A 23,297-nucleotide genomic window follows, 5' to 3' on the forward strand; every position below is an offset into this window, starting at 1 on the left:
ATCTAAACGTATTAATTAGTTTGGAGGGAAAAATAGAAGAAGGCTAGCATTTTCGCAAGCCTTCTATGTACTACAAATGTCGAACCTTATGTACGGTTCACCTATTAATTAAATAATGTACTAACGGATTGCTCCTCATGTACACGGATAATTGCTTCGCCTAGTAATGGAGCGACAGATAGTTCTACAATCTTATCGATTCTTTTTTCTTCAGGGAGTTCAATTGAATTTGTTACGACTAATTCTTTAATTTGCGAGTTTTGAATACGCTCAATTGCTGGTCCTGAAAGAACTGGATGCGTACAGCATGCAAGTACTTCAACCGCACCATTTTCTACAAGTGCATTTGCCGCTAGTGTGATGGTACCGGCTGTATCAATAATATCGTCAATTAGGATAGCAGTCTTTCCTTCGATGTTCCCAACGATGTTCATAACCTCTGCTACATTCGGTCTTGGACGACGTTTATCAATAATCGCAATTGGGGCTTTTAAGCGTTCAGCCATTTTTCTTGCTCTTGTTACTCCACCGTGGTCAGGTGAAACAATAACAATATCCCCAGTAAATTCACGGTTGCTAAAATGATCTGCTAGGATTGGAACACCCATTAACTGATCGGTTGGAATATCAAAGAATCCTTGAATTTGTGGCGCATGTAAATCTAGAGTAATCACACGAGTCGCTCCAGCCGTTTCTAGAAGGTTTGCTACTAATTTCGAAGTAATAGGTTCTCTGGCACGCGCTTTGCGATCTTGGCGTGCATAGCCATAATACGGAATAACCACATTGATGGTTTTTGCTGAAGCACGCTTTAAAGCGTCAATCATGATTAGAAGTTCCATGATATGCTCATTAACAGGAGCACTGGTTGATTGAATGACATAAACATCGCAACCACGAATACTTTCCTCGATGTTGATTTGAATTTCTCCATCGCTGAAGCGGTCAACAGAACATTTTCCAAGTTCTACACCAATTACTTTTGCAATTTCTTGAGCAAGTGTTTTATTTGAGTTAAGGGTAAAGACCTTTAAATTTGGGTCTAAATACTGATTCGTCATTATGGGACCTCCCAGTTATTTCTTTGAATTTAATTTCCCTGTGTAGTCTTCCTTATTCACTTGACGAGCTCGCGCAATAGCCAGACCCTCTCCAGGAACATCCTCTGTTATCGTCGATCCTGCAGCGACATACGCGCCCTTGCCAACAGTTACTGGGGCTACTAGATTCGAATTACAGCCGATGAAAGCTCCATCCTCAATCTTTGTTAGAAATTTATTTTTACCATCATAGTTTACCGTAATGGTGCCACAGCCAATATTGACATCGCTACCCACTTCAGCATCACCTATATAACTAAGATGGGAAGCTTTACTCCCTTTTCCAAAGACAGCTTTCTTAATTTCAACAAAGTTCCCAATTTTAACCTGATCATCAATGTCTGATTGTGGTCGGATATGAGCAAATGGTCCGATATTTACTTCTGAACCAATTTTACTATCAAAGGCAGCGGACTGACGAACAACCGTCTCATTGCCGATTTCACAATTACTGATTTCACTATTAGGTCCAATGACACATTCAGTACCAATAACAGTATCACCAGAAATGGTCGTGCCAGGATAAACGATTGTATCAGAACCGATTTTCACATCTGATCCAATATACGTATTTGCAGGATCAATCAATGTGACACCATTGCGCATATGCCCTTCATTGATTCGCTTTCTCATAATTCGCTCTGCTTCCGCTAAAGCGACACGGTCGTTTACACCTAAAGTCTCTTCAAAACTGCCGGTTACATACGCAGAAACGGTTTCACCTTGCTCTTTTAATATTTCAATTACATCCGGGAGGTAGTACTCCCCTTGCACATTATCATTGCCTACATTATTAAGTGCTTCGAAAAGAGCCTTATTATCGAAACAATAGGTTCCAGTATTGATTTCATTAATGTTGCGCTCTGCTTCAGTAGCATCTTTATGTTCAACGATTCTCTCAACTAGTGCTTGATCGTTTCGAATGATTCGACCATAACCTGTTGGGTCGATCGCACGTGCTGTTAAGATGGTTGCCTTTGCTCCTGTTTCTTCATGATGTTGAAACAATGCTTCCATCGTCTCTCCTTTAATTAAGGGTGTATCTCCACATACAACGATTGTCGTACCTTCTTTGCCTGCAAGCATTTCTTTTGCTTGTAGGACTGCATGTGCTGTTCCTAATTGCTTCTCTTGAAGAGCATAGTGACTTGACTCACCAAGCTGGGATCTCACCTTCTCAGCACCATGCCCGACGATGGTCACGATTTCGTTTATATTAAGACTTTTTACATGATCTACTACGTGTTGAACCATGGGTTTGCCGCAGACAGGATGCAAAACCTTATAGAGCTTAGATTTCATTCTTGTACCTTGTCCTGCTGCTAATATAATGGCATAACGGTTAGACATTTACAGGCCTCCAATTTACCTTTTTATCCATTAAGAATATATCCTAAAATACGAATCATTTCAACATAGTTAGCAGAATGGGGGTATTTTGTATGCTTGAAAGGGATTTTTATAGAAAAAAAGTGAGGAATTAGGTTTATGGTTTAGTAAAAGGGGGAAATAAAAATAAAAAAGAGCCGTACTTGTGAGTAGGCCCCTGATGAAAAGAAAAATTTTTTCTATTATGCTCCTGCTTCTTCAAACTCAACTTCAAGTTCGCCTAGACGATGGTATTCAGCCAATACAGCGTCTTGGATCTTGCCGCGAGTGCCAGAGTTAATTGGATGAGCGATATCCCTGAATTCACCATCCGGGGTACGCTTGCTTGGCATTGCTACAAAAAGTCCATTGTTTCCATCGATGACACGAATATCATGTACTACGAATTCGTTATCAAGCGTGATAGAAGCAATTGCTCTCATCCGTCCATCTGTATTTACACGGCGCAATCTTACGTCAGTTACTTCCATTCCGTTCACCACCTTCAACAAAGATAAAATTCTAGTTAACTTATTCAACAGGCATTCGTATAATCCTTCTTTTGAATAAAATAATTTAGAAAATTTACCTCAATTTATTAAATGTTAGGAAAATAAACCGATCCCTCTCCTTGTTTCAGGCACAAAGACCTATTGACTTTATCGATTATACACAAAGATTGTTGAAATTAATCACCTAAACTTGAAATAGTATAAATGTTGATAGGAAAGAATAATGCTGCTTTTAAATTCCCCGCTTATAAACAATAAAAAAAACGCCCGTTTATTTAACGAGCGCAATGACTTCAATCTCTACAAGTGCATCTTTTGGAAGTCTAGCAACTTCTACACAAGATCGAGCTGGTTTATGAGTATTAAAATATTCTCCATACACTTCGTTTACGCTAGCAAACTCATCCATATTTTTAATGAAAACCGTTGCTTTGACAACCGTTTCTAGTGATGCGCCTGCTTCTTCAAGTACCGCCATCAGGTTTTTGAATACTTGATGTGTTTGCTCTTTGACATCCCCTGTCACCATTTCTCCTTCTGCAGTAAGTGGAATCTGGCCAGAGCTATAAAATAAATTATTTACGATAATCCCTTGTGAGTATGGGCCTATCGCTGCAGGTGCTTTGCTTGTTTGTACAGGTTTCATTTTCTACACACTCCCGTTATTAAAATGAATGCGGGAAAAGAAGTTCCCCTCACTTACACTAATTGTTTTTTCCCTAACATTTACATTTGATAGACGAACAAGAGAGAGATAGTCGTCTACTAGTCTTTCTTCCGTTTCTTCCGATTCTACCAGAACTGCAATCCCTGCCACGGATGCATTAAACTCTTGAAGTAAATCAATCATGCCGTTAATGGTTCCGCCAGCTTTCATAAAGTCATCCACGATTAAGACACGTGCCCCTTCCGATAGACTTCGTTTAGAAAGTACCATCGTTTGAATTCTTTTGGTTGACCCCGAGACATAGTTAATACTTACAGTTGAGCCTTCTGTCACCTTTGGGTCCCTTCGAACAATAACGACTGGCACATTTAAGAACCCTGCCACAGCATAGGCAATGGAAATTCCTTTTGTCGCAACAGTCATGACTGCATCGATATCCGCCTTTGCATAGGCCGATGCAATGACCCTGCCCACATTTCTTACAATGGTTGGATTTCCAAGTATATCATTCAGATAGAGATATCCACCTGGTAGCAGCCGTTCTGGACTCTCGAATACATTGCAAAGTTCCTCTATTAATGCCGCTGCTTCTTCCTGCCCTACATGAACATAGAACTTGACGCCTCCAGCCGCTCCTGGAACGGTCTTCAAAATCCCAATCCCACGCGTTTCAAATGTCTCCTTGATAATACCTAAATCCTCACTAATAGAAGATTTAGCTGAACCATACTTCTCTGCGAAGTAGGTAAGGGGGACAAGTTCGCGGGGATGTTCGAGCAAATAATTTGTCATATCAATCAAACGTTCACTCCGCCTAAATTTCATTGCTAACCTCCAAAACCCGAATATTATAACATTAATATACCACTAATGTACGGGTTTATACAAGAGAGTCTTTCTTTATCCTTCAATTGTATGCCGTTCTCCTAGCATTCTAACTGCAAATACTTGATCACAGAACCCTCTCAACCCATTATAAATTCGGTGCATGCGTGAATCATGCTCAACAAGACTAAAGACTGTTGGTCCGCTCCCACTCATCAGTACAGCATCGGCACCAAATCGTTTCATTTGATCTTTAATTTGTGCTACCTCGGGGTGAAGATCAAGTGTCACCTCTTCTAATACGTTTCCAACATGATTGCAGACTCTTTTAAAGTCCTTTTCCTCAATAGCACGAACCATCTCTTTGGTATTAGGATGATGGATTCCATCAATTTGTAAACGGCGATAAATTTCAGCAGTTGATACGCCGATAAATGGTTTAGCTAAAACCACCCAACAGGTTGGGGGAGCAGGAAGTTGTTGAATAACTTCGCCTCTTCCAGTTGCTAAAGCCGTTCCTCCATAAACGCAAAAAGATACATCCGAGCCAATTTCCGAACCTAGTGTTGCTAACTCATCAATAGATAGACCAAGCTGCCAAAGTTTGTTTAAGCCCCTTAAAGTCGCTGCAGCATCACTGCTTCCTCCTGCCAAGCCTGCAGCCACAGGAATGGTCTTCTCAATAGTAATTGAGACTCCTTTTTTAACATTGAACCGTTCTTTAAGTAAACGAGCTGCTTGATAAGCCAAGTTTCGTTGGTCATCCGGAACAAACCGATTTTGTGAATTTATTTTGATCGTGTCTTTATCAAGCAAACTCATCTCAATTCGGTCAGCTAAGTCAATTGTAGTCATCACCATTTCAACCTCATGATAACCATCCGGTCGCTTATGTAAAACGTCCAGAGACAAATTTATCTTTGCCGGTGCTTTTATTAAAAGCTTCAATCCTTCCACCTACTTTAAAAAATTCGGGCGATGTCCATTTTTTGTCCTATTTTACCATAAAAACCTCAAAGGAAGAATTTTCGGAGGAAGAAATCATGAAGTTTCTTGTTTTTGACACTTTTTCAGGGAATATTACATGTACTTAGTGTAAAGTGATTGGCCTTTTTGAGGTTGTTATTGTGAGGATTGGTATTATGTTTTTAAGCTTCTGTGTAGATTTCCTATCTCCTTTTTTATTCGGACTCGGATTTCATTTTTCCGTCTTGCTCTGTCCGAATACACCCTCAATTCGGACTCGAATTTCATTTTCCTGACCTGCTCTGTCCGAATCCCCACCTCATTCGGACTCGAATTTCATTTTCCCACCTTGTTTTGTCCGAATACAACCTTCATTCGGACTCGAATACCCTTTTTCCACCTTGCTCTGTCCGAATACGCCCTCTATTCAGACTCCAATACCATATTTCCTCCTTGCCCTGTCCGAATACGCCCTCTATTCAGACTCCAATACCATATTTCCTCCTTGCCCTGTACTAATACGCCTTCTATTCAGACTCCAATACCCTTTTTCCACCTTGCTCTGTCCGAATACACCCTCCATTCGGACTCCAATACCCTTTTTCCACCTTGCCCTGTCCGAATACGCCCTCCATTCGGACTCCAATACCCTTTTTCCACCTTGCTCTGTCCGAATACACCCTCCATTCGGACTCCAATACCATATTTCCTCCTTGCCCTGTACGAATACGCCCCTCCCCTCACTTACACTCGAACTTACGATTCCTTTTTCATGCTTTGGTTGCCCCATTTTTATCTCCATACTCTTAAAAAGGCAACCTTTTGTACCTTCAATCTAAAATCAAAGAACCTAACAAAAAAAAACCGGAGCATTAGCTCCGGTCTCCTGCAGTGACATTATTTGATATTTATCTTGAAGGCGTTTTTGGTGCAAGCATGGCCTGACCTGTTCGAAAAGTTATCGTTTCTGATTCATGAGCTGCTGTTCCGCAAGTTCGACGGCCCGTTTGACCATGTTCCCTGCGTCCCTAGCTTTAATTCCTCCCCAGCCTTCCCTTTGGACGACATCGTAGAAACCAAGTTCTTTCGCAAGCTCTTCTTTAAACGCATCAGACATAATTCCTTTTCGTCTGCCCACGAGAAACCATCTCCTTTCGTCACTGCATTACGATTAGTATGAATAAATTTACTCAATCCATGTAATCCTAATTTATCCAGAGATAAGGATAAAGATCTATTTCAGAAGTCGACTAAGCGCTGTATTTAAGTCTAATGCTTTTTTAGACAACAAAAAAGCAGCAAACAATTGTCCACTGCCCGGTGTGCCTATAGTATTAACTTAAAGCAACATTTCCCGCTGCATCTTCATAGAATGTAATTTGTACCGTTTCCGTTAAAACATCTGCGTAGCTATATGATACCCGTTCAAAAGAATTTTCCTCTTGGTCTAGTTCAATAACAAAGACAGAGGGATAGGTTTCTGCTAAAATACCTGAACGTTCAATCGTCTTTCTGCGTCCGCCATTCGCCTTCAGCAAAAGCCTTTTGCCCAAATTTGAATCAAGAGCTTTTTTAATGTCCAATAATGTTTTTGGCATTCGGTCCACCTCACTATGTCAAGTATAACATACTGACACCATTTTCGTCAATTAAAAACATAAATTATAACAGGAGTGAAAAATAAAAGTCAACATATTTCATTCCTCATTTTCTTCTATTTTTCAACAATGATAGCATATCCTGTATCTTTGAATTTTATGTATTCTTTTTTTAAATAGGTCATATACTTCGCACACAGCTGTTTCACGCCCTTAGGCAAGGCAGGGAACCCACTTACACCTTTGCTCCTATGAAGTTATCCCTTTGCCTTGCACTCCATTAGAACTCAATCTCATTGCATTCTAATGGGTCGTGAAAATACACATCAAAAAAAATAGCCGCTTTTTGCCTGCGGCCTATTCTATATCCTCTGGTTTGTTTAATGGCATTCCGACTCTTAATACCCCTTTTGTTTCAATTCCACCTAGACCTTTTTCTCCCGTTAACGTGTTTCTGAGCACATCCCAAACATGAATTCTTTCAATAAAAGGAGTAAAACTTATCTTTGCAACAATATATACAGGATCAAGAGCATGAATATTGACTCGACCTGGAGAACTCGCAAAGTTGGCACCAGCTTGAATTAAAGATTCAAAATGAGATTGACAAGCCCCAGCAAAAATCACAAGTTGATCAAGATGGGGGATCTTTTTCCTTGCTTCACGGACTGTTTGAACAAAATGCTTAGAATGACGGTAGGCATTAATATCCTCCATCTTCCCTTTGGACTTCGAGTACGCATCATGTCCTGTTACAACAAGTATGTCTGGTCTGTAGTAATCAAGAAGTCCGCTGATTCTATTTGGCATCTCTTTTTCATTACAATGAATCCCATAGACAGGTACACCTACTTTCTCGTAAAGAGCTAAGCATTTTTCCAAATAATTTGGGTCCCCATCAATATGAAGTACTTTTCCTGGTAGTTGAAAATACCCAATATTATGGCTATACGATTCGGTCACCTCAAACTCTTGCTTCTGTCTAAGCAATTCAACGTCCTGTTGAAAAAGAATATAGGACTGCTCCTCACGAGAACGACTCTCTGCGCTAATTTTTTGACGATCACTTTGCTTAACCTTAACCAAATCCTCGTATGGTGCATCCGCAACCAAACGGAAATCTTCGCCATATAAAACAACCGTTTTGACACCATTTTCTACCTTTATATCGGTTACCCGAAAAATAATATCACAATTATATGAAACCCTACCTACTATATCCATGAGTTTTATACTCACTGTCTTCACTCCAAAAAGGCAATGCCTGAGAGTATTGTTCTTCTTTTTTAGGCTATGCAGGTGGACGTTGAAGTGTGAAGTTGGAGCACAAAAAAAGCCCTGGATAATCAGGGCTAAAGTTTATCAGTTAAATATAGGATAGAGCGCATCACTCAACCGACCGAATTCTTCAATCGAAAGAGTTTCTCCTCTTCTTGACTCCACAATTCCTACTTCTTTTAAAGCGGAAATAATTTGTTCTTTGTTTTGCTTTCCGTTCGGCAACTGACTTGTCAAATTATTAAGGATGGTTTTTCTTCTTTGAGCAAAGCTTGCCCTTGTTACTTGGAAAAAGAAAGCTTCATCTTTTACAATGACAGCCGGCTTTTCACGGACAGTTAGTCGGATAACCGCAGAGTCGACATTTGGCTGAGGGATGAATACAGTTTTTGGCACTATCATGACTGTCTCCGCAACTGTATAATATTGAACAGCGATGGACAATGATCCATATTCCTTTGTGCCAGGCTTCGCTGCCAGCCTATCAGCCACTTCCTTTTGAAGCATACCGACAATACCACGGATTGGCAGCTTCTCCTCTAATAACTTCATCAGAATAGGTGTCGTCACGTAATAGGGTAGGTTTGCAACGACCATAATATCATCGATCCCAGTTAATTCTTCATCAATATACTTCCTAACATCCGCCTTTAATATATCTTGGTGGATAACCTTTACATTAGGATAAGGAGATAGGGTATCAGCAAGAATCGGCAGTAGGCGTTGATCAATTTCAAATGCCATTACCTTCTTGCTCCTTCTCGCTAGTTGCTCTGTTAGTGCCCCGATTCCTGGTCCTACTTCAATGGCAGCAGATGATTCGGTTAAATTCGCATGGTCCACAATACGATTTAGGATATTGGTATCAATTAAAAAGTTTTGACCAAGACTCTTTTTAAAAGAAAAACCATACTTGTCTAGGATTTCCCGGGTTCGGACCGGCGTTGCGATATCTTTATGCATTCTCTTCCTCCTGTCTAATCACGTTCATTGCTTGTGCAAAGTCACCTACACTTATTTGAAACATCATCAAACGTTTATGTAACTGCTTTCCATTTGTATAACCGATTTTTAGAATCTTTCCTAGCTTCTCACGTCTATCTTTCGCCCCTTCGCCAGCAATCAAACCCGCATCAAGCAAATCTTCTCGGGTAATTTCCTCCTTCGCCTTTTCATCCATGAACTGGGCATCTTTTAACGCTTCACGAATGGTCTCGGGAGTGGCATGTTCTACACCTAGGCCACGTCCACTTTTCGCTACAGCCTTTTCCTTTGAGATAAACGCATGTTTACAGCCTGCTACCTGCTCGGCAATTGTCTTACGAATTTTCTCACCAGGAAAGTCTGGGTCGGTAAACACAATTACCCCTCGGGTTTCCTGGGCTTTCCGAATCATTTCTATTGTATCCATGTTAATCGCTGATCCATTAGTCTCAATTGTATCTGCGTTAACAGCATTTTTTATCGCTGTTGTATCATCTTTTCCTTCTACAACAATTACTTCTTTAATTTTCATAAAAAATAAATTTCCTCCGCAAAAAAATAAAATAAAACTGAAACATTTTTGCAACATTTCCGTCTATATATATAATAAGTATTTTATTTTGTACCTGTAACGTGTTCTTAGATGCTTAACATATTATACCTTAAATCACCAAAATGAAAAATGCAGCGGAAATTCCTTCCCCTGCATTCAATCACTATTTTACAATTTTTACTTTTACTCGTTTTGTTCCCCATTGGTATGCTTGGGACTTGGAAGGGAAAAATACATCAATTTTATTCCCTCTAATAGCGCCACCAGTATCAGAAGCAGTCGCATAGCCATACCCTTCAACATAAACCTTTGTTCCTAATGGAATGACACTCGGGTCAACAGCGATTACTTTCGCATTTGGATTAGATTTTAAATTAACTCCAGTAGCCGTTACACCGGAACACCCATTACAATTTGCTGTATAAGCAGTAGAATTCACATAAAATTCTTTCCCACCTGAACTAGGTGCAGCCGCTGATGCCGACCTTGAAACTTGAGTAGCAATGACCTTTGTTCCCATGGCTACAACTTTATCCTGCTTGTCTTTAACCTTGGTCTCGTTAACTAGCTCTCTGGATACTTCTTTGCCATCTTCTAAGATGACTTCATACTTTTTTTCCATTAAACCTTCTTGGCCATTTGTTACAACTTTCTGTTTTCCCTTTTCTAAACTTTGGTCATTTTTCGTTACAGTTGCAAATTTGATTGGTTCTTCAACTACATCGGTGACTTTTTCTACTCTAATTACCTTAATTAAGGTTTTGCTAGACACTGTTTCTGTAAGTGCTGGTTCAACTCGGTCCAAACTTTCAAGTTCAATTCCTTGTTGTGATAAAAAGTCAGCGACCGTAGTCGAAGTAGACCATTCTTCCTGTTCTTTTCCGCCAACTACTACTTTTACCGGGAAAGCTCGTTGAATGTCAATTTCCAAATCATCTTTTATCTCTGTATTTAAATCTGGGGTTAACTTGTCATGTTCTTTTAGAACAATTTCTTGTTCATCCAAAAATTCCTCAATCGTATCTGAAGCAGTCCAATAGGTTTTCTTACTCTTGTCATCAACCAACTGTACCTGTTTTGCAGGCTTCCACTCAACCTTAAGGTCATCTTTTACTTTTGTGTCTGCCGCAACTGAAAGATAGTCTTCTTTACCAAGAGAAATTTCTAGATCATCAAATATATCTTGTATGGTATCTGCATGTGTTTTAATGACTTTTTCTTGGCCGTCTAGTGTCAAAGCAACTGTATTTTTTGTCCCCTCGTAAAGAAAGTAACCAAGGACAGATATGAACACTAGCAAACTAGCAGAAAGGATAGCCAGTTTTTTCTTACTCAAAGACTTAGGTACCTGGTTTTTCATATTTTGGGTCGCTATGAAAAACGCCTCCTTTTCTCGAGTGATTATATAGATTATACTGCCGAAGTGTCAACCCAAATACCTTCCCCCCGATTATATCCACCATTATGCAAGATGTTTTTCGAAAAGAAAAGTAGGACTTGTCGACATGGTTATCCTATGTAACAAAGAATTGAGGTAGAACCTACAGTTTTAAATAAAAATAGGACAAATCTTTTGCTAAATCGACAGCATATTCTATCAGTTTATGTCGAACAATTTTTTGGCATTTTCTGTGGTTGCTTTTGCTACTTCCTCATAGGTAATTCCTTTTAACTCGGCAATTTGTTCAGCCACTAGTTTGACAAAAGCTGGCTCATTTCTTTTTCCTCGGTATGGATGAGGAGCTAAGTATGGACAATCAGTCTCAATCAACAAACGATCGAGTGGAATGGCTTCTGCTACTTCCTTTGGTTTTTTTGCATTTTTAAATGTAACAGGCCCACCAAGCGATATGTAGAAGTTCATCTCAAGACATTCCTTAGCTGTTTCTACACTTCCACTAAAGCAGTGCATGATTCCTCCTACTTCTGCTGCACCTGCTTCTTTTAAAATCTCAACAATATCAGAGGTTGCTTCTCTATTGTGGATAATGATTGGCAATTTAACCTCTTTAGCAAGTTGGATTTGCTTTCTAAACACTTCCTTTTGGATATCCTTTGGAGACTTGTCCCAATGATAGTCCAACCCCATTTCCCCAAGAGCAACCACTTTTGGATGTGCGGAAAGATCTCTTAGCCACTCTAGGTCTTCAGGTGTCATATCAATAGCATCAACTGGATGCCACCCCACACTAGCATAAATAAATTCATAGGTCTCACAAAGCTCAATTGCTTTTGTAATTGTTGGTCGGTCAAAGCCGACAACAACCATTCTTTCAACACCCTCCGCTTTTGCTCGATCAATGACCTCTTGTAAATCTTCGTTGAACTGCTCCGCATTTAAATGCACATGCGTATCAAATAGCATTAGAAAAACTCCTTTTTACTAGGTAATAAAGAAAATAACTTTTCTCTCATGGTATATTCTCCCCATCCTAATAAACTATTCTAATGCAATTTGCATTTTATGTCCTTATTTTACTTGAAAAGGAGATTTCCAAATATGGGAAGGAAAAGAAGGACACAAAATTTACTAAAGAATTTGACAAAATCATAACGATTTTCTATACGTAAAATCAACTGTATTTCAATAAAGTAAACAAAAAAACATAGAAATGTTACAGATGAAACATTTCTATGTTTTATTTGAAATATTTAATTTAAGTGGTTTTTCATGCAAAAAGTGTATCTCACACGAAGTCCCGATTATAAGAATATCAGCAAATTATTTAACTCTAGCTCCTAAGGGAAGTGATTCAGCAATGGTAGCAAGGGATAAATCCCCGTCCTTTGAACCAGCTAAAATCATCCCTTCTGATAGCTCGCCGCGTAGTTTGACAGGTTTTAAGTTGGTCACACAAATAACTTTTCTGCCCACAAGTTCTTCAGGCTTATAATGCTGGGCAATCCCAGAGACAACCTGACGCTTTTCATAGCCTAAATCTAACTGGAGCTTCAACAATTTGTCTGCCTTTTTTACCGGTTCGGCATGGATAACCTGGGCAACACGAAGTTCAACCTTCATAAAGTCATCAATTGTGATTTCTGGTAAAGTTTCAGGTTTTTCCTCAACCACAGGAGCGGAACTACCTTGCATTTTTTCTTTTATAAATGCCACTTCTTCTTCCACTTCTAGACGTGGGAAGATTGGCTCTCCTTTTTGGACCTTTGTGCCTTCTGAGATGCTTCCAAAGCTTTCGAGGCTTTCCCAGCTTGTCAACCCTTCCTCTAACACATTTAACTGTGTGAAAATCTTCTTCGGAGTTTGAGTTAAGAATGGCTGAAGCAGCACCGCTGTTTGTCTTAATGATTCAGCTAAATGAGCCATTACATTTCCTAATGCCTGCTTATTAGCCTCATCTTTTGCTAATACCCACGGCTGCGTTTCATCTATATATTTATTTGTCCTGCTAATTAACTGCCACACCGCTGTTAGTGCCACAGAAAACTCCATTTTTTCCATTGCTTCTTCATACTTTTTCACGGTTTGTCTACTCATCTCAAGAAGCTGTTGGTCAAATTCACCTTCTGAACCTGCATAAGTCGGAATGACTCCATCGAAATAGCGATTAATCATTGCCACTGTTCGGTTTAAGAGGTTACCTAAATCATTTGCCAAGTCAAAGTTTACTCTCTCAACAAATCCTTCAGGAGTAAAAACACCATCTGCCCCAAATGGTACTTCACGAAGCAAGTAATATCGAAGTGCATCTAGACCATAACGGTCAATTAATGTGACAGGATCCACCACATTTCCCTTCGATTTCGACATTTTTCCATCCTTCATTAACAGCCAACCATGCGCGAATACCTTCTTAGGTAAAGGAAGATCAAGAGCCATTAACATGATAGGCCAATAGATCGTATGGAAACGAACAATTTCTTTTCCTACAAGGTGGACATCTGCTGGCCAGTAATTCAAGTACTTTGAATCGTCTTCCGTTCCATAACCGAGAGCAGTGATATAATTGGATAAAGCATCAATCCAAACATAAATCACATGCTTAGGATCTCCAGGCACTTTAATTCCCCAATCGAAGGTTGTTCTCGATACAGCCAAGTCTTCAAGTCCAGGTTTGATGAAGTTGTTTATCATTTCATTTTTTCTTGACTCAGGCTGAATAAATTCCGGATTCTCCTCGTAAAACTGAAGAAGTCTATCTGCATACTTGCTCATTTTAAAGAAGTAAGACTCTTCCTTTACTTTTTCAACCGGACGGTTACAGTCGGGACAATTGCCACCTTCGAGCTGACGATCTGTATAAAATGATTCACAAGGTGTACAATACCAGCCCTCGTACTGGTCTAGGTAAATATCCCCTTGTTCCACTAAACGTGCAAAGAGCTTTTCAACTACTTCTTTATGACGATCTTGCGTTGTACGAATAAAATCATCATAAGAGATGTCTAATTTTCCCCAGAGCTCTTGGATACCAGAAACAATTTCATCGACATATTGCTGTGGGGTAATGCCTTTTTCTTCTGCCTTCCTCTGAATCTTTTGACCATGTTCATCTGTTCCGGTCAAAAACATTACATCGTATCCACGCATTCTTTTGTATCGCGCCATTGCATCACCTGCAACTGTTGTATAGGCATGTCCAATATGCAAATTCCCACTTGGATAATAAATTGGGGTGGTTAGGTAAAACGTTTTTAATTTTTCCTTCATAAATACTACCTCCTAGGCTAGAGAACCAAATCATTCTAATTCATTATTATACATTTCTTCTCCAAGGTTTTCCACGTTGTCGAAGTTTTTGTCGAATTTTGTCGAAATATGAAAAATACTAGTTTTTGATCGTTATAGTTGCGATAGGATTTTGGGATTGTTTTTGTCCTACGTTTTTACTATTAATATAGTTGAAACTAGATGTCATCTCCGCTTATCACTCTTGTTAATATTTACCAAAACATGAAAAAATAAAATAATTGACGTATATGGGAATGGCTGGTATTATTAAGACTATAAAAATAAATGTCGAATTATGACGAAACATAGAGAAATATATTGAGAGAGAGGGGACTATTACTAATGAAATCTACTGGTATTGTTCGTAAAGTTGATGAACTTGGTCGCGTAGTTATTCCAATTGAATTAAGAAGAACACTAGGTATCGCTGAGAAAGATGCTCTTGAAATTTATGTCGATGATGATCGTATTATCTTAAAGAAATATAAGCCTAATATGACTTGTCATATTACAGGTGAAGTTTCTGACAACAATATTTCACTTGCTGGTGGTAAGTTGATTTTAAGCCGTGAAGGTGCTGAACAACTACTAGCTGAAATTCAAAACTCATTTGAGCCTGTTAAAGCTTAATTTAAGCATCTCCTAAATGGAGAGGCTTTTTTTTTGCCGTTTTCTCAAAGCTTGTTACTTTTAGATTCCAAACAGGCTGGATTACGCTTTATTATTATGAGAAACGTAAATGTGAAGACGATTTTAGTGAATATGACTTAGCGCCCAACGTCTTTTTGCTGGGCGCATCTGTTTCTCACTACTGAACATGATACGCTTGATAAATATCTCGCTTATTCATCTCACGGTCCTTGGCTGTTTGTTTAATGGCCTCTTTTGACGTCATCCCTTGATTCTCAAGATAATGTTCTACATGTTGCTCAATGCTTAAACTCTCCCACCAACTAGCACCTTCATCTGCTTCGAGTCCATCTCCGCCTTCAACAATCAAGCAAAATTCTCCCCTAACCTCACTGTTTTCCACCCAGGTAACGGCTTCACTTAGAGTACCTCTAATAAATTCCTCAAACTTCTTCGTTAACTCACGACATAATACAATGTTTCTATCTTTCCCCAATATCTCACTCATTAAAACCAATGTTTCCTTTAAGCGATGTGGGGATTCATAAAAAATTAACGTTGAGGACTGTTTGGTTAACTTTTCTAATTTTTTCCGTTTCTCTTTTTTTCCTCTTTGTAAGAATCCATAAAAATAAAAAGGCTGTGGTTGTATGCCCGACGCTATCAAAGCTGTTAAGGCTGCATTGGCCCCTGGCAATGGAACCACCGTTAAATCCTCTTCAATCGCGGCTCGAACAAGCTCGTATCCAGGATCTGAGATCGTTGGCATGCCGGCATCACTGACGAGAGACACTTTTGCCCCTTCCTTCAGCTGACTAATAATTTTTTGCCCACTTATTTCCTTATTATGTTCATGATAACTCGTTACAGGTGTCTCAATTTCAAAGTAGTTACACAGTTTCTTGGTATTCCTAGTATCCTCTGCCGCAATAACAGTGGACTCTTTTAATATTCTCAAGGAACGAAAGCTTATATCTTCAAGATTCCCGATTGGTGTCGGAACAAGATATAAGATTCCTTTTTCATCTTCATGCTCATAGCTTTTTTGCTGTTGCATCGTCTTCACCTAGCTCTCTTTTTAAAAAATCCTTTTTTCTCACCCTCGGCAATTGTTTAAAGGCGTATTCTGCCTTAAGTACTTCCCCTTTTGTTTCATAAAGCTTTGAAAACAAAAGGGTAACTGGCCCTCGGCCACGCGTATACTTTGCACCTTTTCCTTCATTATGTTGCTGTATGCGTCGGGGGAGATCATTTGTATACCCAGCATATAAACTACCATCCCGACACAAGAGAACATAAAAATAATGTTCATTCCTTGCCATATAAAATTTCTCTAATCTCAGGTGTATATTCATTTTCTTCATTATAGACAATAAGCGGGTTTTCAATCTTTAAATCTGGACTTCCGTCCTTTACCGCTTCAATCAGGAGAGTATTCGCTTCTTTCCCTTGTTTCGGATAAACAAATTGGACTCGTTTCGGCTCAAGGCGGTATCTCCTCATCAATTCAATGATATCGATTAATCTACCTGGACGGTGAACAAAAGCCACTTTTCCCCCTTGTTTGACTAGCTGGCTCGAGGCTTTAATCGCATCTTCTAGTGTGCAGAGAATTTCATGTCGTGCTATAGCCAGATGTTCATTTTCATTGATTTCCTTTTTTGCAGGTGTCGGGAAATAAGGAGGATTACATGTCACAATATCGAATTTTCCATAGCCTAATCTCTTAGGCATTTCTTTAATATCACCATGGATCATCGAAATACGTTCGTCCAACTGGTTATATTGTATACTTCTTACAGCCATGCTATAAAGCCTATCTTGAATTTCAACCCCTATAACACTTCCCTTCGTTCTTGTACTTAGAAATAATGGAATGACTCCATTCCCTGAACACAAGTCAATTAATTTCCCTTTCTGGATTGGGACATAAACAAATTTAGCAAGCAGGACGGCATCTAGGGAAAAGGCAAATACAGATGGACTCTGGATAATCCGTAACTCTTCTGCTAAAAGGAAATCCAATCTTTCGTCACCTATAAGTTCAATCATACTGTTCCTCCATTATGAATAAGCGTAAGTTTATTCTTTCTAATTTTAAAGTGGTCTATAAGGATGTTCGTTTCCACTCTAAGTAGCGAATGAGTGGCTGGGGTAGGTTGGGCTTCAGCGCATAGCCCTTGGGCACCTTCTTTATCTAGCTTATCCCCTCGGTGCTTAAGCGCCTGCCACCATCTCCTCTGGCCCGTATTCTCAAAAGAGGTTTTTCTCCAATTAATGTTATGTAACATGGTCTATGTTTTTTATAAAAAAAACCTTCTCACGATGGAGAAGGCAGCCAATTATTTTTTATTAAGAAAAGACAGACAGAACATGCAATCCCCTTCTTTACGAAGGCTTCCAAAGTTTAGATTACAAATATGAAACCCTTCCTGATAAAGACGAGCAAGGTTATCATAGCCTTCTCCGATGTCCACTGAATTTCGGGAATCACTGTTAGGCTTTCTGCCCTTTAATGGCTTATTTTCTTTCTTTTCTGTTGTTTCTTCTAGACGGCGTCTTAGATGTTCATTTTCCAGCTTTAAAGAGTTATTTTCTTCGAGTATTTCTGCCAAATGCTGCTTTAACTCACCCAGCTGAACATAAAGATTTCCGATTTGCGCTTCCATATTACTGACTGAGTCAAAGATTTCTTTTTTATCCACCTTTTCCACCTCATTAATCTGTGGATGATTGTATTGAAACGGCGCCTTCTTTTAGTACTTCATCAAGTGTATATTCGAGCACTTTCCCCTCTTTAGGGAATTCAACCTGCATCACATGCTGTAAAATATTCAATCCTACCACTTTTCCTCGTCCATTTGGAGTTTCAATAAACTCACCAAGGTCAGGTAGCAATTCTTTTGCTGACTCATAATTGTCATTTTCATATTTTAAGCAGCACATTAAGCGACCACAAAGTCCTGATATTTTCGTAGGGTTTAGAGAGAGATTTTGGTCTTTTGCCATTTTAATCGAAACAGGGTCAAAGTCCCCTAGGAATGTAGAACAGCATAGCATTCTTCCACATGGACCGACTCCACCAAGCATCTTTGCTTCATCACGTACGCCAATTTGACGTAGCTCAATCCTTGTCCGAAAAATAGCAGCCAAGTCTTTTACTAACTCGCGGAAATCGACTCTTCCGTCTGCAGTAAAGTAAAAGATCACCTTGTTTCGATCAAAAGTATACTCCACATCCACTAGTTTCATATCCAGTTGATGTTCATTTACTTTCTGACCGCAAACCTCATAGGCCTCTTTTGCGGCAGCCTTATTTTCCTCAACGATAATGCGATCCTTTTGATCAGCAATTCTAACTACCTTTTTCAGTGGGAGAACAACATCGTTTTCGCCTACTTGTTTCTTTGCGACGACTACTCTGCCAAATTCCACACCCCTGACAGTTTCAACAATAACAAAATCGTCCTTTTGAATGTCTAGTTCTCCAGGATCGAAATAATATATTTTCCCCGCCTTTTTAAAGCGGACACCAACTACATCATACAAGTGAAGATCCCTCCTGCAATTTTAACACCAACTCTTCCATTAATAGCTGGGGATTCATATTGGCGTGCAATTTCCGTTTCGCTTCTAAGATTGCTGCCATCTGCTCAGTCAGACGCCGTCCAGATGTCTGTAGCGCATATTGCTCCAAGCGGGAACTTTCGCTTAGGGTTACGATGTGATCTATCTTCCCAAGCTGGATATATAGTAAATCCTTAAAAATAAGAAGTAATAAATCCAATCCACGGTCAACTTGTTCTTTTTCTTTAAAGTGCGGAAACCAATTTTCCTGAAGTGTGACCATTGCTTCAAGAGAATTCTTCTTTAACACTTCATATAATTTTACCACTATTTTTTGTGCTTGTACAAACCAATCATCATGACTCATTTCTAGAGCTTCATCCAGATTGTTGGTTAACGAAGCGAGGACTGGCGCCATTTGTGGGTTTACCCCTTGCTGGACTAATTTCTTTTCCAAATTTTTAGGAGATAATGGTGTAAAACCAATAATTTGGCACCTTGATAGAATGGTTGGCAATATCTGTTGTGCCTGCTCTGTTATTAAAATTGCCATCGTTCCTGGGTGAGGCTCTTCAAGAAATTTCAGCAAACTATTAGCAGCATTTGTGGTCATTTTATCTGCATGAACAAGCATGTATAGTTTTTTCTTTGATTCCACTCCTGTTTTTGCGAACTCCTCCTGTAAAGCATGGATTTGTGCCTTTTTTATCGACAGCCCATCCGGCTCAACGAGGTGAATGTCAGGGTGATTCCCGTGATTAATTCGCTTGCAGTTCGTACAAGCCTCACAAGGTTGATACCCCTCAATCGGTTCATGGCAAAAAACACTTTTTGCCAACAGGAATCCAATATCCTTTTTTCCTGTCCCCCTCATTCCTTCAAACAAATAGGCATGAGCAACCCGATCCTTTAATAAACTGTTTTTCAACATTTTTAGTACAATTGGTTGAAGCTGCTCTAGTTCTTCCCATGTTTTTGTCAATCTAGCATCACTCGCTTATCTATTAATAGGGGTTATTCGTGTTAATAATGATGGAATTGCTCAACCGGAAGAACAAATACTGTTGCTCCGCCAACTTCAACCTCTACAGGGTAAGGAACATATGAATCCGCATTTCCTCCCATTGGTGAAACTGGTGCAACAAGTTGATCTCTCGATTGGCAATTGTCCTTTATAATTTGCAACGCTTTATCTACGCGAATATCCTCAGTTCCAATCATAAAAGTGGTATTGCCCGATTTTAAGAAACCACCCGTACTTGCCAACTTTGTTGCCCGGAAATTATGGTCGATTAACGCTTTAGAAAGTCGGTTGCTATCCTGGTCTTGAACAACTGCTAATATTAACTTCATCCCTATCCCTCCACATCAATTATTGGTCCGATTAGTTTAACCTTATTATAACAATATTTTACTAGCTAGACAGTGATGAATATACTTTCCCAACTTTATCCAATATTATATATCATCGAACAGTAAAAAACCTTAAAGAATTTTCTTTAAGGTGTAGGAATAAGGATTTGTTTCAATTTCCCTTTTGCTTCATCAAATACTTGTTGGAGTGGTCTCGATGCATCTATTTTAACTATTCTCTCTGGATACCTGTCTGCAACAATTAGGTATCCTTCTCTGACTTTTTGGTGAAATTCTATCTTTTCAAGATCAAGACGGTTTACTTCACGACCGTCGTTCTTATGTATTCGTTCTAAACCAATTTTAGGGTCTAAATCAAAATAAAACGTCACCCTCGGCATCATATCCTCTATTGCAAACTGGTTAATAGAAAGTACTTCATCAATTCCTAAGCCACGTGCAAAGCCCTGATAAGCCAGAGAACTATCAATAAACCGATCACATAATAGAACGTTACCTGCCTCTAACGCTGGTTTTACCTTTTCAACAAGATGTTGCCGGCGTGCAGCTGCGTATAGAAGGGCTTCTGTTCTCGCATCCATTGCCGTATTATTTTTATTTAAAATGACTTCTCTAATTTGTTCGGCTATTTCAATTCCACCTGGTTCTCGCGTGGAAATAGCTTGAAAGCCTTCTTTCTTTAAATCTTCAATCAACATATCTATAATGGTTGTTTTCCCTGCTCCTTCAGGTCCTTCGAAAGAGACAAATAAACCTTGTTTCATATTGGAATGTTCCTCCATACTGTCTGCTTTATTTAAAAATCTTTAGTTCTCCAGCTTTAAGCCTTTCACCACCTTGAATTTTGGCTCCAATCTTCAATAAGTATTCAAGACTTTTAATATGTTCTTTCTTAACCCTTTCCCCGGGTAAAACCAGTGGAATTCCTGGTGGATATGGGATAATTGACTCAGCACATATCTTTCCAACTGCTTGGGAAAGGGAAGTGAAATTTCGCTCCTTCTTGGACATCTCCTTAAAGGACAGAGCTAATCTCTCAACTAGCTGCCCTTCAAACTTCGGAAGTCTTGTTGGTTCAAGATGCTTAGAGGAGCTACTCGCTCCTTGCATTGCTTCTTTTATTTTTGCCACTGCCTCTATTAAACCATTCGTACTTTCCTCATTATATAAAGGAAGAACCATTAAAAGGTTGTTTGGATCTGCTAATTCAGCAAAAATACCCTGCCGTTCAAAAATTTCCTGAAGTTCAAACCCACTATAACCATTTGCTCGTAAAACCAACTTTAGTGGGTCTTGCTTGCTTTGTGAGTAAACTGTCAGTCCATCTATCCTTTCTAATTCTGTTTTAAAAGCATTGATTCTTTTTACCAATGATTGTATATCTTCTTTAGTAAATGTGCCTAGATAACTTCTAGCTACATCTAATGAAGCCATGATTGGATAGGAAGGACTACTTGATTGTACCACCTGTAAATATTCACTTAGTTTCTCTAAAGAGACGATACTACTATTAAAATGCAGATAAGCACCCATTGTCATGGCCGGTAAGGTTTTATGTGCAGATTGAACGACCACATCTGCGCCCAATGAGACAGCTGAAGGCGGAAAAGGGTCACCCACAACAAAGTGAACTCCATGTGCTTCATCAACTAAAACAGGAATCCCATGCTCATGGGCAAGTTCAATAATGCCCTTTAGATTATAAACCATTCCATAATAATTCGGGTATGTTAGAATCAGTGCTTTAGCATTTGGGTTTGATTGAATAGCTGCTTTAATGGTTTCAAGACTTACCCCAGAAGCAACCATGAGTTCAGAATCATATTCAGGATTAAGATAGATAGGTTGAGCATTTGCTAACCTGATTCCATTCATAATCGATTTATGGGAGTTTCTTTGTACAAGAACAATATCATCTTCCTCTATTGTCGCAAGAATCATCGCTAAATTGCCAGAGGTTGATCCATTCACAAGGAAGAAACTAGTGCTAGTCTGATATAAGTTCGATAATAATTGCTGAGCTTTTAAAATTACGCCTTCCGGAGAATGAAGATCGTCTAAATCTGTTAACTCGGTTGCATCCAATTTTAATAAGGATTGATAAAACTCTCGGCCCTTCCCCGGAAATAGTTCTCCATACTTATGTCCAGGAACATGAAAAGATACTGGTTGTTTCTTATTATGTATAAGGAGCTGATCAAGTAAAGGCGTATGGATTTGATTATTCATGTATTCACCATCTAATAAATATTAATGTACTTGTCTATTTTACCAAACCAGCACTAACTTTGCTGTTTTCTTTCTCTGAGTAAAAGGTAATTGGGTTTCGAAAGCTGAGTTAAAGTAGATAATGTTTTTTGGTCAAGGGGATTTGAGAACATTAGGTTACGCTAGGCTTGCGGTCTCGCGCTGGTGACAGTGGTGCAGTGCTTTCCCTGCGATGACCGACGCGCTGCTAGTAAAGGTCACTGCTCCCGGGCAGACTGGCCCTTAGCGTCTAGGGTGCCTTTAGACAAAAAAATAAAGCCCTAAAAGAGCTTATAAGGTAGGTTATTGCTGTTTGGTTATACAAAAACTTATGAAAAAATTTCTGGCTTAGTTACCTTTCTTAGCTTATCTACATAGAATTTATATTTTGGATCACTCGTGTCCGTATCAATCATGCCTCTTTCACACTCCGTGCAGATAAAAGAAGTGTATAGATGTATCCCCATTGGTTTTACCTGTTCACAGATTACGCAAGATTCCCCCATATGTTCCTGAGCTAAAATCCTAGTCATACTCTCCACCTCCATACACCTATTCTGCCCCGGTCCTCCCATTTGTATACAATCTTTAGAATAATCTCTTTTGGAGTTTACTTGATTTATAGTGTATGTTGAGTATCGCAATTCATTGTATGTCTATATAGAAATTTACTATTCATATTTCAAATTGGTTTAAAATGCTTAGGTTTTGGCTTGTTTTATTCTCTTTAGGGGGATTTACCTTAATGCGGTAGCTTTAATTCCTCGTATACTTATGATCTTTATTCTCCTACAGGGAATAAAAATCAAGCATTGTCCACTCACTTTGACTGATTTTCTTCAGGTGAACTAGGATAAAAGTAAGAAAAAATGACCTTTTTCAGCTAAAACAAAAAAGAACAGCTGCTATTCAGCTGTTCTTTCATGTGCCTGGCAACG

General features: G+C 39.2%; 26 protein-coding genes. 1 reads left to right on the forward strand and 25 read right to left on the reverse strand.

Annotation, left to right across the window (positions count from 1 at the left end):
• Positions 1 to 104: 104 nt before the first annotated feature.
• From H0185_RS01415 to metG, 15 genes are all read right to left on the reverse strand, one after another.
• Positions 105 to 1,061, reverse strand: a complete 957-nt coding sequence (locus H0185_RS01415) for a ribose-phosphate diphosphokinase (protein ID WP_221870489.1) — start codon at positions 1,059 to 1,061, stop codon at positions 105 to 107.
• A gap of 15 nt (positions 1,062 to 1,076) precedes the next feature.
• On the reverse strand, positions 1,077 to 2,450 hold the full coding sequence (glmU, locus tag H0185_RS01420) for a bifunctional UDP-N-acetylglucosamine diphosphorylase/glucosamine-1-phosphate N-acetyltransferase GlmU (RefSeq protein WP_221870491.1): 1,374 nt from the start codon (positions 2,448 to 2,450) through the stop codon (positions 1,077 to 1,079).
• 221 nt (positions 2,451 to 2,671) lie between these two features.
• On the reverse strand, positions 2,672 to 2,959 hold the full coding sequence (spoVG, locus tag H0185_RS01425) for a septation regulator SpoVG (protein WP_046525179.1): 288 nt from the start codon (positions 2,957 to 2,959) through the stop codon (positions 2,672 to 2,674).
• A 292-nt stretch (positions 2,960 to 3,251) separates the two neighbouring features.
• Positions 3,252 to 3,626 carry a 2-iminobutanoate/2-iminopropanoate deaminase gene (ridA, locus tag H0185_RS01430; RefSeq protein ID WP_221870493.1) on the reverse strand — a complete coding sequence of 125 codons (375 nt, stop codon included), beginning with the start codon at positions 3,624 to 3,626 and terminating at the stop codon, positions 3,252 to 3,254.
• 3 nt (positions 3,627 to 3,629) lie between these two features.
• The gene (gene purR / locus H0185_RS01435) at positions 3,630 to 4,472 is read right to left on the reverse strand and encodes a pur operon repressor (protein ID WP_221870495.1); all 843 of its coding nucleotides are present in this window, start codon (positions 4,470 to 4,472) and stop codon (positions 3,630 to 3,632) included.
• Between the two features lie 75 nt (positions 4,473 to 4,547).
• Positions 4,548 to 5,420, reverse strand: a complete 873-nt coding sequence (gene ispE, locus H0185_RS01440; protein ID WP_221870497.1) for a 4-(cytidine 5'-diphospho)-2-C-methyl-D-erythritol kinase — start codon at positions 5,418 to 5,420, stop codon at positions 4,548 to 4,550.
• Positions 5,421 to 5,913: 493 nt separating this feature from the next.
• Positions 5,914 to 6,228 carry a hypothetical protein gene (locus H0185_RS01445; protein WP_221870499.1) on the reverse strand — a complete coding sequence of 105 codons (315 nt, stop codon included), beginning with the start codon at positions 6,226 to 6,228 and terminating at the stop codon, positions 5,914 to 5,916.
• Between the two features lie 168 nt (positions 6,229 to 6,396).
• A complete protein-coding gene (locus H0185_RS01450) occupies positions 6,397 to 6,576 on the reverse strand; it encodes a small, acid-soluble spore protein, alpha/beta type (RefSeq protein WP_221870501.1) in 180 nt (59 codons plus the stop codon).
• A gap of 196 nt (positions 6,577 to 6,772) precedes the next feature.
• On the reverse strand, positions 6,773 to 7,036 hold the full coding sequence (veg, locus tag H0185_RS01455; RefSeq protein ID WP_221870503.1) for a biofilm formation stimulator Veg: 264 nt from the start codon (positions 7,034 to 7,036) through the stop codon (positions 6,773 to 6,775).
• A gap of 357 nt (positions 7,037 to 7,393) precedes the next feature.
• Positions 7,394 to 8,275 (reverse strand): sporulation peptidase YabG, encoded by an 882-nt coding sequence (gene yabG / locus H0185_RS01460; RefSeq protein WP_221870505.1) that lies wholly within the window; start codon positions 8,273 to 8,275, stop codon positions 7,394 to 7,396.
• Positions 8,276 to 8,398: 123 nt separating this feature from the next.
• Positions 8,399 to 9,277, reverse strand: a complete 879-nt coding sequence (gene rsmA / locus H0185_RS01465; RefSeq protein ID WP_221870507.1) for a 16S rRNA (adenine(1518)-N(6)/adenine(1519)-N(6))-dimethyltransferase RsmA — start codon at positions 9,275 to 9,277, stop codon at positions 8,399 to 8,401.
• The gene (gene rnmV, locus H0185_RS01470; protein WP_221870509.1) at positions 9,270 to 9,830 is read right to left on the reverse strand and encodes a ribonuclease M5; all 561 of its coding nucleotides are present in this window, start codon (positions 9,828 to 9,830) and stop codon (positions 9,270 to 9,272) included. The genes rsmA and rnmV overlap by 8 nt, the downstream gene beginning before the upstream one ends.
• A 184-nt stretch (positions 9,831 to 10,014) precedes the next feature.
• The gene (locus tag H0185_RS01475) at positions 10,015 to 11,211 is read right to left on the reverse strand and encodes a G5 and 3D domain-containing protein (protein ID WP_221870511.1); all 1,197 of its coding nucleotides are present in this window, start codon (positions 11,209 to 11,211) and stop codon (positions 10,015 to 10,017) included.
• A gap of 237 nt (positions 11,212 to 11,448) precedes the next feature.
• A complete protein-coding gene (locus H0185_RS01480) occupies positions 11,449 to 12,216 on the reverse strand; it encodes a TatD family hydrolase (protein WP_221870513.1) in 768 nt (255 codons plus the stop codon).
• A gap of 357 nt (positions 12,217 to 12,573) precedes the next feature.
• Complete coding sequence (gene metG, locus H0185_RS01485; RefSeq protein WP_221870515.1) at positions 12,574 to 14,520, reverse strand: methionine--tRNA ligase; 1,947 nt, start codon at positions 14,518 to 14,520, stop codon at positions 12,574 to 12,576.
• Between the two features lie 363 nt (positions 14,521 to 14,883).
• Between metG and abrB the strand changes: the two genes are divergently transcribed.
• Positions 14,884 to 15,171 carry a transition state genes transcriptional regulator AbrB gene (gene abrB, locus H0185_RS01490; RefSeq protein WP_221870517.1) on the forward strand — a complete coding sequence of 96 codons (288 nt, stop codon included), beginning with the start codon at positions 14,884 to 14,886 and terminating at the stop codon, positions 15,169 to 15,171.
• A gap of 178 nt (positions 15,172 to 15,349) precedes the next feature.
• On the opposite strand, the gene rsmI is transcribed toward abrB, so the two are convergent.
• From rsmI to H0185_RS01540, 10 genes are all read right to left on the reverse strand, one after another.
• On the reverse strand, positions 15,350 to 16,228 hold the full coding sequence (gene rsmI / locus H0185_RS01495; protein ID WP_221870519.1) for a 16S rRNA (cytidine(1402)-2'-O)-methyltransferase: 879 nt from the start codon (positions 16,226 to 16,228) through the stop codon (positions 15,350 to 15,352).
• Complete coding sequence (locus H0185_RS01500) at positions 16,206 to 16,493, reverse strand: GIY-YIG nuclease family protein (protein ID WP_221870521.1); 288 nt, start codon at positions 16,491 to 16,493, stop codon at positions 16,206 to 16,208. Before H0185_RS01500 ends, rsmI begins: the two co-directional genes overlap by 23 nt.
• Positions 16,480 to 17,223: a tRNA1(Val) (adenine(37)-N6)-methyltransferase gene (locus H0185_RS01505; protein WP_221870523.1), complete on the reverse strand. Its 744-nt coding sequence runs from the start codon at positions 17,221 to 17,223 to the stop codon at positions 16,480 to 16,482. The genes H0185_RS01500 and H0185_RS01505 overlap by 14 nt, the downstream gene beginning before the upstream one ends.
• Before the next feature lie 290 nt (positions 17,224 to 17,513).
• Positions 17,514 to 17,876, reverse strand: a complete 363-nt coding sequence (yabA, locus tag H0185_RS01510) for a DNA replication initiation control protein YabA (RefSeq protein ID WP_221870524.1) — start codon at positions 17,874 to 17,876, stop codon at positions 17,514 to 17,516.
• 13 nt (positions 17,877 to 17,889) lie between these two features.
• Complete coding sequence (locus tag H0185_RS01515; RefSeq protein ID WP_221870526.1) at positions 17,890 to 18,720, reverse strand: PSP1 domain-containing protein; 831 nt, start codon at positions 18,718 to 18,720, stop codon at positions 17,890 to 17,892.
• Complete coding sequence (gene holB, locus H0185_RS01520) at positions 18,713 to 19,720, reverse strand: DNA polymerase III subunit delta' (protein WP_221870528.1); 1,008 nt, start codon at positions 19,718 to 19,720, stop codon at positions 18,713 to 18,715. The genes H0185_RS01515 and holB overlap by 8 nt, the downstream gene beginning before the upstream one ends.
• Positions 19,721 to 19,761: 41 nt before the next feature.
• Positions 19,762 to 20,091 carry a cyclic-di-AMP receptor gene (locus tag H0185_RS01525; protein WP_221870530.1) on the reverse strand — a complete coding sequence of 110 codons (330 nt, stop codon included), beginning with the start codon at positions 20,089 to 20,091 and terminating at the stop codon, positions 19,762 to 19,764.
• Positions 20,092 to 20,237: 146 nt separating this feature from the next.
• The gene (gene tmk / locus H0185_RS01530) at positions 20,238 to 20,876 is read right to left on the reverse strand and encodes a dTMP kinase (protein WP_221870532.1); all 639 of its coding nucleotides are present in this window, start codon (positions 20,874 to 20,876) and stop codon (positions 20,238 to 20,240) included.
• A gap of 28 nt (positions 20,877 to 20,904) precedes the next feature.
• Positions 20,905 to 22,341: an aminotransferase class I/II-fold pyridoxal phosphate-dependent enzyme gene (locus H0185_RS01535; protein ID WP_221870534.1), complete on the reverse strand. Its 1,437-nt coding sequence runs from the start codon at positions 22,339 to 22,341 to the stop codon at positions 20,905 to 20,907.
• Between the two features lie 347 nt (positions 22,342 to 22,688).
• Complete coding sequence (locus H0185_RS01540; protein WP_221870536.1) at positions 22,689 to 22,892, reverse strand: sigma factor G inhibitor Gin; 204 nt, start codon at positions 22,890 to 22,892, stop codon at positions 22,689 to 22,691.
• Positions 22,893 to 23,297 lie beyond the last annotated feature (405 nt).

It is taken from the genome of Mesobacillus maritimus, from assembly GCF_019749255.1.
GTDB lineage: Bacteria > Bacillota > Bacilli > Bacillales > Cytobacillaceae > Mesobacillus_B > Mesobacillus_B maritimus_A.

Coding starts and splice junctions, on each gene's coding strand:
- H0185_RS01540 (WP_221870536.1), bottom strand. CDS start 22,892: ATGACTAGGATTTTAGCTCAGGAACATATGGGGGAATCTTGCGTAATC.
- H0185_RS01480 (WP_221870513.1), bottom strand. CDS start 12,216: ATGCTATTTGATACGCATGTGCATTTAAATGCGGAGCAGTTCAACGAA.
- rnmV (WP_221870509.1), bottom strand. CDS start 9,830: ATGAAAATTAAAGAAGTAATTGTTGTAGAAGGAAAAGATGATACAACA.
- veg (WP_221870503.1), bottom strand. CDS start 7,036: ATGCCAAAAACATTATTGGACATTAAAAAAGCTCTTGATTCAAATTTG.
- tmk (WP_221870532.1), bottom strand. CDS start 20,876: ATGAAACAAGGTTTATTTGTCTCTTTCGAAGGACCTGAAGGAGCAGGG.
- rsmI (WP_221870519.1), bottom strand. CDS start 16,228: ATGCAACAGCAAAAAAGCTATGAGCATGAAGATGAAAAAGGAATCTTA.
- purR (WP_221870495.1), bottom strand. CDS start 4,472: ATGAAATTTAGGCGGAGTGAACGTTTGATTGATATGACAAATTATTTG.
- abrB (WP_221870517.1), top strand. CDS start 14,884: ATGAAATCTACTGGTATTGTTCGTAAAGTTGATGAACTTGGTCGCGTA.
- metG (WP_221870515.1), bottom strand. CDS start 14,520: ATGAAGGAAAAATTAAAAACGTTTTACCTAACCACCCCAATTTATTAT.
- H0185_RS01505 (WP_221870523.1), bottom strand. CDS start 17,223: ATGATTGAACTTATAGGTGACGAAAGATTGGATTTCCTTTTAGCAGAA.
- H0185_RS01475 (WP_221870511.1), bottom strand. CDS start 11,211: ATGAAAAACCAGGTACCTAAGTCTTTGAGTAAGAAAAAACTGGCTATC.
- spoVG (WP_046525179.1), bottom strand. CDS start 2,959: ATGGAAGTAACTGACGTAAGATTGCGCCGTGTAAATACAGATGGACGG.
- H0185_RS01525 (WP_221870530.1), bottom strand. CDS start 20,091: ATGAAGTTAATATTAGCAGTTGTTCAAGACCAGGATAGCAACCGACTT.
- ridA (WP_221870493.1), bottom strand. CDS start 3,626: ATGAAACCTGTACAAACAAGCAAAGCACCTGCAGCGATAGGCCCATAC.
- H0185_RS01500 (WP_221870521.1), bottom strand. CDS start 16,493: ATGGCAAGGAATGAACATTATTTTTATGTTCTCTTGTGTCGGGATGGT.
- rsmA (WP_221870507.1), bottom strand. CDS start 9,277: ATGCATAAAGATATCGCAACGCCGGTCCGAACCCGGGAAATCCTAGAC.
- H0185_RS01535 (WP_221870534.1), bottom strand. CDS start 22,341: ATGAATAATCAAATCCATACGCCTTTACTTGATCAGCTCCTTATACAT.
- H0185_RS01445 (WP_221870499.1), bottom strand. CDS start 6,228: ATGGGGCAACCAAAGCATGAAAAAGGAATCGTAAGTTCGAGTGTAAGT.
- H0185_RS01415 (WP_221870489.1), bottom strand. CDS start 1,061: ATGACGAATCAGTATTTAGACCCAAATTTAAAGGTCTTTACCCTTAAC.
- glmU (WP_221870491.1), bottom strand. CDS start 2,450: ATGTCTAACCGTTATGCCATTATATTAGCAGCAGGACAAGGTACAAGA.